This window comes from Kitasatospora sp. NPDC093558 (genome assembly GCF_040683475.1).
Classification (GTDB): domain Bacteria; phylum Actinomycetota; class Actinomycetes; order Streptomycetales; family Streptomycetaceae; genus Kitasatospora.
The window spans coordinates 1-7,034 of sequence record NZ_JBFBDY010000330.1 but is presented as its reverse complement, the minus strand read 5'-3'; the positions used below and the strand labels follow the sequence as shown (position 1 = coordinate 7,034).

At 73.7% G+C, this 7,034-nt stretch carries 10 protein-coding genes; 3 read left to right on the top strand and 7 right to left on the bottom strand.

The annotated features are described in order from the left end of the window. Positions 1-87 precede the first annotated feature (87 nt). Both AB0O00_RS25340 and AB0O00_RS25335 read right to left on the bottom strand, forming a co-directional pair. Complete coding sequence (locus AB0O00_RS25340; protein WP_363655409.1) at positions 88-531, bottom strand: hypothetical protein; 444 nt, start codon at positions 529-531, stop codon at positions 88-90. 285 nt (positions 532-816) lie between these two features. Then, positions 817-1,311, bottom strand: coding sequence for a peptidylprolyl isomerase (locus AB0O00_RS25335; protein WP_363655408.1), 495 nt, complete (start codon positions 1,309-1,311; stop codon positions 817-819). A 200-nt stretch (positions 1,312-1,511) separates the two neighbouring features. Between AB0O00_RS25335 and AB0O00_RS25330 the strand changes: the two genes are divergently transcribed. Next, on the top strand, positions 1,512-1,904 hold the full coding sequence (locus AB0O00_RS25330) for a MerR family transcriptional regulator (protein WP_363655406.1): 393 nt from the start codon (positions 1,512-1,514) through the stop codon (positions 1,902-1,904). A 10-nt stretch (positions 1,905-1,914) separates the two neighbouring features. Here the strand turns inward: AB0O00_RS25330 and AB0O00_RS25325 are convergent, their stop codons facing one another. After that, a complete protein-coding gene (locus AB0O00_RS25325) occupies positions 1,915-2,397 on the bottom strand; it encodes a MarR family transcriptional regulator (RefSeq protein ID WP_363655404.1) in 483 nt (160 codons plus the stop codon). Between the two features lie 193 nt (positions 2,398-2,590). On the opposite strand from AB0O00_RS25325, the gene AB0O00_RS25320 reads away from it, so the two are divergent. After that, positions 2,591-3,199: an NAD(P)H-dependent oxidoreductase gene (locus AB0O00_RS25320; RefSeq protein ID WP_363655402.1), complete on the top strand. Its 609-nt coding sequence runs from the start codon at positions 2,591-2,593 to the stop codon at positions 3,197-3,199. Between the two features lie 29 nt (positions 3,200-3,228). Further along, positions 3,229-3,720, top strand: a complete 492-nt coding sequence (locus AB0O00_RS25315; protein WP_363655400.1) for a hypothetical protein — start codon at positions 3,229-3,231, stop codon at positions 3,718-3,720. A 21-nt stretch (positions 3,721-3,741) separates the two neighbouring features. Here the strand turns inward: AB0O00_RS25315 and AB0O00_RS25310 are convergent, their stop codons facing one another. The 4 genes from AB0O00_RS25310 to AB0O00_RS25295 form a co-directional block, all read right to left on the bottom strand. After that, positions 3,742-4,212, bottom strand: coding sequence for a GNAT family N-acetyltransferase (locus AB0O00_RS25310; protein WP_363655398.1), 471 nt, complete (start codon positions 4,210-4,212; stop codon positions 3,742-3,744). 91 nt (positions 4,213-4,303) lie between these two features. After that, a complete protein-coding gene (locus AB0O00_RS25305) occupies positions 4,304-5,536 on the bottom strand; it encodes a beta-ketoacyl-ACP synthase II (protein WP_363655396.1) in 1,233 nt (410 codons plus the stop codon). A gap of 164 nt (positions 5,537-5,700) precedes the next feature. Continuing rightward, complete coding sequence (locus AB0O00_RS25300) at positions 5,701-6,564, bottom strand: oxidoreductase (RefSeq protein WP_363655394.1); 864 nt, start codon at positions 6,562-6,564, stop codon at positions 5,701-5,703. A 137-nt stretch (positions 6,565-6,701) separates the two neighbouring features. After that, on the bottom strand, positions 6,702-7,034 hold a 333-nt coding region (locus AB0O00_RS25295; protein WP_363655392.1), incomplete at its 5' end, for an acyl-CoA dehydrogenase family protein.

Here is a 7,034-nt window from a genome sequence, read left to right as displayed (position 1 = left end):
TCTGCGGACACCGCCGCGCCGGGGGCTCACCCGGGTGGCCGACGGGCCCGGCGCACGGTCGCGCACCGGGCCCGTCGGCGCGGGGCGTCAGGACACGTTGACGGTGGCCTTCCAGGGGACGAGGACGGCGGGGCAGGCGTAGCCCGGGTCCGGGACGCACCGGCTGTAGGCGGTGATGTCGCTCGTGCCGGCGGTGGTGGCACTGAAGACGGCGTCGGTGTCGCCGTTCACGGAGACGCCGCCGGAGACCCGGTTGAGGACGTTCGGGTCCGAGGCGGCCGGGACGTCGATCCACACCCAGGTCGCGCCGTTGGTGCGGACGGCGCTCAGGTGCACCTCGATCACGTCGCCGACGGACACCGCGACGGTCCGGCCGTGGTCGGCGTTGGTGAGGTAGAGGACGGCACTTGTGGCCCGGGCATCGGGCACGGCGGGGGCCGTCGCGGCGGCGCCGGTCGTCGTGGCGGCGGTCAGGGCAGCCGCCAGGGCGAGGCCGACGGCGGGCGCGGTCAGGAATCGCATGGTCTTCATCAGCACTCCCGGTCATGGGTGGAAGGTGGTGCCGACTCCCACCCTTACCGCCAACTCCCGTGTGATGTAGCCGAGTTCACGCCAACGGGGAGATTTCCTGGCCCGGTCGGGCTCCCGTTCCCGCGATGCCGTCCGCCGGTCACCGCGCCACAGCGAAGAAGCCCGCAAAGGCGTCCCCGGAAACGCCACCGCCCCGGAGTGGGAAGTCGGCGGATCCGACTTTCCACGACGGGGCGGTACGCGGTACCGGTCCGACCGGGCCGCAGCCCGGCCGCGCACCGGTGATTACTCGACGATGCCGGACTTGGCGATGGTGATCTTGGCCGAGGTGCGGCCGCTCTGCGAGCCCTTGGACTCGACGAGCTTCACGATGTCCATGCCCTCGACGACCTCGCCGAAGACGACGTGCTTGCCGTCCAGCCAGTCGGTGACGATGGTGGTGATGAAGAACTGCGAGCCGTTGGTGTTGCGGCCGGCGTTGGCCATCGAGAGCAGGCCGGGCTTGCTGTGCTTGATCTCGAAGTTCTCGTCGGCGAACTTCTCGCCGTAGATGCTGCGGCCGCCGGTGCCGTTGTGGTTGGTGAAGTCACCGCCCTGCAGCATGAAGCTGGGGATCACGCGGTGGAAGCCGGAGCCCTCGTAGCCGAAGCCGTTCTGGCCGGTGGCGAGCTCGCGGAAGTTGCGGGCGGTGACCGGAACGACGTCGTCGTACAGCTTGAAGACGATCCGGCCGGCCGGCTGGTCGTCGATCGTGATGTCGAAGAAAACGTTGGAAGCCATGCAGGGATCATGGCACGACCGGCGGTCCCGCGCGCGACACCCCCGGTGGGCCGCCGGCCGCCGTCCGCGTGCTATCCGTCGCACCGCCCGCCACCGCCCCGGCGCCGTCCGCACCGCCCCGCCGTACCGGGCGCGGCAGTTACCATCGGGTTCGGCTTCGAGCGGGGCGGGCGTTCGATCGCGACGACGGGGTGGGCGGCATGCGGATCGGTGAACTGGCCAGGCGCACGGGCGTGAGCGAGCGCTCCCTGCGCTACTACGAGAAGCAGGGCCTGCTGGCCCCCGAGCGCACCCTGGGCGGGCACCGGGACTTCCCGGACGGCGCGGTGGACCGGGTCATCCTCATCCAGGAGCTGTTCGCGGCCGGCCTGCACAGCCGCAAGATCTACGAGATCCTCCCCTGCATGCGGGACGCCGACGGCGGCCCGAACGAGATCGCCACGCCGCTCCTGGTCGAGGAGCTCACCGCCGAGCGGGAGCGGATCGACCGGATGATCGCCGACCTGGTCCGCTCGCGCGACGTCCTGGACGAGGTGATCCAGACCGCCGCCGGCCGCGCGTCGCTCGGCCCGGCGGAGCGCGAGGCGCGGTAGGGCCGTGGCCCTAGCGGGCGCCGTCCGGCGCCGGGCCGGGCTTGGGCTCCTTCAGCTTGCGCCAGACCGTCTCCAGCGCGGCGATGTCGGCGTCGTCCAGCCGGTCGCCGAAGACCGGCGCGAGCACCGCCCGCCGGGTCGCGTCGGCCTCGGCGAACGCGGCGCGGCCCTCCTCCGTCAGCTCGATCCGCACCGAGCGGGCGTCCGAGGCCGAGGCCGAGCGGGCCACCAGGCCGCGCCCGGCGAGGGCGTCGACCACCCGGGACACCTGGCTGCGGCTGAGCATCGTCTTCGCCCCGAGGTCGGAGGCGGCGACCGGCTCCCGCTGCCCGTTGAGCCAGAGCATCACCTCGAACCAGGACAGCGGCAGCCCGTGGACCCGGGCGAGCTCCCGGTCCACCTGGGCGGCCAGCGTGGTGCCGGCCCAGACCAGGCCGTAGAAGGCGTGATCGCGCTCCGACAGCGGGCCCAGGGTGAGGTCGGCACGGTTCATGCCGTTCATCGTACCGAGTTGCGTGCGCGTGCACGCATTCCCTGCCGTGTGCGTGCACGCGCAATGGTTTTCTCCGCCCCAGGTCGAGCTCAACCTGCACCACCCGGTCGGCCCGGTCGGTAGCATCACGGCACGGGCGCCCGCTCGCGGCGAGCGACGGGCGACGGGCGAACGACCAAGGGGGGACGGGACGATGGACGACACGGCCGGCCGGATCGGCGTCTACCTGGCGCACCCGAGGCCGGGCAGCTTCAACCACGCGCTCTACGACGCCGTCGTGGCCGAACTGCGCGGACGCGGCTGCGACGTCCGCGCCCACGACCTGTACGCGGAGGGCTTCCCGCCGCTGCTCACCGCCGAGGAGACCGGCACCGTCGCCGCCGCCGACGCCCCCGCCGACCCACAACTCGCCCTGCACCGCGCCGAAGTGGCCACGCTCGACGCCCTCGTCCTGATCCACCCCAACTGGTGGGGCATGCCGCCCGCCGTCCTCACCGGCTGGGTGCAGCGCGTGCTCGCGCCCGGCGTCGCGTACAAGCTCGGCACGGCCGACGGCGAACCCGCCGGGCTGCTCCGGGCCGGCCGGGCCCTCGTCCTCAACACCTCCGACACCCCGGAGGAGCGCGAGCGCACCGAGTTCGGCGATCCCCTCCAGCGGATCTGGGCCGCGTGCGTCCTCCCGTACGTCGGCGTCACGGACATCCGCCGGACGGTCTTCCGCACCGTCACCGACGCCCCCGCCCCGACCCGCGCCGCCTGGCTCGACCGGGCCCGCGCCGAGGCGGCGGCCCTCCTGGGGTGACCGGGCGGGCGCGGTGACACGATGGGCGGATGCTCCTCGAAGACCCCTCGCACCGGCTCGACCTGCGGCCGCGCAGCTACCAGTTCGGGACGGCGCGCGGTGAGAGCTTCGACGACAACTGGCTGGTGATCGCCGGCGCCGCGGCCGTGCCGGAGGGGTCGTGGCGGTTCGTCGACGCGTGCCTGACCACCTGGGAGGCGCGGGAGATCTCACGCTGGCTGCGGGCCGCCGCCGACCCGGGCCGCAGCCCGGGTGCGCTCGGCTTCACCGAGCCGCTGCTGACCTTCGACCTCGCCGAGGAGCAGCCCGCGGACGGACGGCGGCTGGTGCGGGTGCGCTTCGCGATGGAAGCCGCGCCGCCGTGGGTGGACCGCGACGCCGAGGACGGGGACGGCGACAGCGACGAGGGCTGGGACGACGAGTGGCCCGGCCACACCGCCGAGTTCCTCCTCGCCCCCGCCGAGCTCCGCGCCGCCGCCGACGCCTGGGACGCCGAGCTCGCGCCCTTCCCCGAGCGCTGAGCCCCAGCCCCCGGCCCGGCCTCAGGCCAGCTCCAGCTCCGCCACCGCCTCGTCGCCGCTCGTCTCCCCGGTCGGCCGGAAGCCCAGCCGGGCGTAGAACGCGGCGGGTCCGTCCGGTCCGGGCACGTACGTGACGGTGACGCGGGTGCCACCGCGGCGGCGGACCTCCGCGCACACCTGCTCGACGGCGAAGCGCCCGTAGCCGCCGCGCTGCTGGTCGGCGTCGACGAGCAGGCGCCAGAGGCCCGAACGCGGCCGGTCCTCCGGCTTGTCGGGGTAGAACGTGACGTCGAAGAAGGCCATCACGAACCCGACCATCCGCTCGCCGTCGAAGATCAGCCGGGGCCACGCGGTGTCGCCGTGGACGTACGCCTCGGCGAGGGACTTCACCACCGGCGAGACCAGCCCCTCCTGGTCCGGCCGCACGCGCAGGGCGAGGGCGGCGTCGATGGTGGCCGTGGTGACGGGTTCGAGGCGCAGGTCGGAGGACATGATCGTCAGATTAGAGAGCGGACGCCCTCGCGTCGCCCGGATTTCGGCCCGCCCTGCCGTCCGCCCGCCCTGCCGTCGGCTCGCCCCGCCGTCAGCGCGTGAACACCAGCGAGGCGTTGTGCCCGCCGAAGCCGAACGCGTTGGTGAGCGCGACCGGCACGGCCCCGCGGCGCGGCGCGCCCGCGACGACGTCGAGCTTCACCGCCGGGTCGAGCCGCTCCAGGTTGGCGGTGGCCGGCACGATCCCCTCGCGGATGGCGAGCACGGCCGTGAGCGCCCCGAGTGCGCCGGCCGCGCCGAAGAGGTGCCCGGTGAGCGACTTGGTGGCGGTGACCGCCGGGTGCAGCCCGATCGCCTCGGCGACCGACTCGGCCTCGGCGAGGTCGCCGGGCGGCGTGGAGGTCGCGTGGGCGTTGACGAAGGCGACGTCCTGCGGGGTGAGCCCGGCCTCGGCCACCGCGCGCCGCATCGCCCGGACCTGGCCCTCGGACGCCGCCGCGGTGATGTGGTGGGCGTCGGAGGTGACGGCCGAACCGGCCAGGACGGCGTGGGTGCGGGCGGCCCGGGCGGCGGCGAACTCGGCGCGCTCCAGGACGAGGACGGCGGCGCCCTCGCCGATCACGAAGCCGTCCCGGTCGACGTCGAACGGCCGGGACGCCCTGGCGGGTTCGCCGTTGCGGGTCGAGTGGGCCCTGGCCTGGGAGAAGCCGGCCATCGGCAGCGGGCAGATGCAGGCCTCGGCGCCGCCGGCGACGACGACGTCGGCGCGGCCGAGCCGGATCAGGTCGAGGCCGAGGGCGATCGCCTCGGCGCCGGAGGCACAGGCGCTCACCGGGGTGTGCGCGCCGGCCCGCGCGCCGAGCTCGATGCTGACCCACGCGGCCGGGCCGTTGGCCATCAGCATGGGCACGGTGTGCGGGGAGACCTTGCGGAAGCCGGAGGCCTCCAGCACGTCGTCCTGCGCGAGCAGGGTGACCGCACCGCCGGTGCCGGTGCCGATGACGACGGCGAGGCGCTCCGGGTCGACCTCGGGCGAGCCCGCGTCGGCCCAGGCCTGCCGGGCGGCGATCAGCGCGACCTGCTCGCAGCGGTCCAGCCGCCGGGCCTGGACGCGGTCCATCACCTCGGACGGCTCGACCTTCAGCCGGCCGGCGATCCGGGCGGGCAGCTCCGCCGCCCAGGCGTCCTCGATGGCCGTGATCCCGGACTGCCCGGCGAGCATCGCGGCCCAGGTCGAGGGGACGTCACCGCCGAGCGGCGTGGTCGCCCCGAGACCGGTGACGACCACGCGGCCGGCCCCGGCGGAACGGCTGTCGGCATTCATGAAATCTTTCCCCCTGCGTTTATTGAGAGGCCACAAATCGAAACCGCCCTCCGCGCCGATGGGCCCGGAGAGCGGTCGAACCCTGTGCCACTCTGTCAGGGGATTGATGGATCTTCAGGGTCCGAAGGCGACTGATTCGAACACGGCCCCTTTGTAGGTTTCCCTTAGTCCTCGACGTCGGCGAAGTCGGTGCCGCGACCGACCGCCTCCCACGCCTCCGCCTCCTTGCGGGCGTTGTCGAGTTGGGCCAGGACCCCGTCGACGGCGTCGTTGCCGAGCGCGAGCCGCAGCGGGGTGTCCTCGGCGTCCAGCGCCGCGAGGATCGCGGCGGCGGCCCTGGCCGGATCCCCGGGCTGCTTGCCGTCGGAGTCCGGCAGCCCGGTGCGGACCGGGCCGACGACCGGCTCGTAGGCGGCAATCGGGGTGGCGTGCGCGAGGGCACCACCGCCCGCGAACCCGGTCCGGAACGCGCCCGGCTCGACGATCAGCACCTTGACCCCGAACCCGGCGACCTCCTGCGCCAGCGCCTCGGACAGCCCCTCCAGCGCGAACTTGGTGGCCGAGTACGCCCCCACCCCGGGGAACGAGAACCGCCCGCCCATGCTGCTCATCTGCACGACCGCCCCCGACCCCTGCGCCCGCAGGTGCGGCAGGACGGCCCGGGTGAGCGCGGCCGGCCCGAAGAAGTGCAGCTCCATCAGGTCCCGCAGCTCACGGTCGGTGTGCTCCTCGACGGCGCCGATCAGGCCGCGCCCGGCGTTGTTCACCAGGACGTCGATCCGGCCGAACGCCTCCAGCGCCTCCGCGACGGCCGCCGGGATCCGCTCCGGGTCCGTCACGTCCAGCCGCACCGGCACGACCCGCCCCGGATGCGCCGCGACCAGCCCCTCCAACGCCTCCGGCCGCCGCGCCGCCGCCACCACACGGCCACCGGCCGCGATCGCGGCCTCGGCGATCGCCTGCCCGAACCCCGAGTTGGCCCCGGTGATCAACCAGACCCGCCCGGCCGTCCACTTCTCGCCGCTCATTCCCCATGCCCTCCGTACGCCTTGCACCACAAGGAAGTTGACGATCATTTATACGTCACGTCGATGGCCGGCGACGGGGACGCCCGGGAACGCAGGAGCCCCCGGCCGATCGGCCGGGGGCTCCTGGGGTGCGCGTGTTACGGCAGATTGCGGGCCATGACGATCCGCTGGACCTGGTTGGTGCCCTCGTAGATCTGCGTGATCTTCGCGTCACGCATCATCCGCTCCACCGGGTAGTCCCGCGTGTACCCGTACCCGCCCAGCAGCTGCACCGCGTCCGTCGTGATCTCCATCGCCGCGTCCGACGCGAAACACTTCGCCGCCGCACCGAAGAACGTCAGGTCCCCGTCCCCACGCTGCGACTTCGCCGCCGCTGCGTACGTCAGCTGACGCGCCGCCTCCAGCTTCATCGCCATGTCCGCCAGCATGAACTGGACCCCCTGGAACTCCGCGATCGCCTTCCCGAACTG

Bases quoted from the DNA above. Each gene is read 5' to 3' on its own strand.
- AB0O00_RS25340 (WP_363655409.1), bottom strand. From the start codon at position 531: ATGAAGACCATGCGATTCCTGACCGCGCCCGCCGTCGGCCTCGCCCTG.
- AB0O00_RS25335 (WP_363655408.1), bottom strand. From the start codon at position 1,311: ATGGCTTCCAACGTTTTCTTCGACATCACGATCGACGACCAGCCGGCC.
- AB0O00_RS25330 (WP_363655406.1), top strand. From the start codon at position 1,512: ATGCGGATCGGTGAACTGGCCAGGCGCACGGGCGTGAGCGAGCGCTCC.
- AB0O00_RS25325 (WP_363655404.1), bottom strand. From the start codon at position 2,397: ATGAACCGTGCCGACCTCACCCTGGGCCCGCTGTCGGAGCGCGATCAC.
- AB0O00_RS25320 (WP_363655402.1), top strand. From the start codon at position 2,591: ATGGACGACACGGCCGGCCGGATCGGCGTCTACCTGGCGCACCCGAGG.
- AB0O00_RS25315 (WP_363655400.1), top strand. From the start codon at position 3,229: ATGCTCCTCGAAGACCCCTCGCACCGGCTCGACCTGCGGCCGCGCAGC.
- AB0O00_RS25310 (WP_363655398.1), bottom strand. From the start codon at position 4,212: ATGTCCTCCGACCTGCGCCTCGAACCCGTCACCACGGCCACCATCGAC.
- AB0O00_RS25305 (WP_363655396.1), bottom strand. From the start codon at position 5,536: ATGAATGCCGACAGCCGTTCCGCCGGGGCCGGCCGCGTGGTCGTCACC.
- AB0O00_RS25300 (WP_363655394.1), bottom strand. From the start codon at position 6,564: ATGAGCGGCGAGAAGTGGACGGCCGGGCGGGTCTGGTTGATCACCGGG.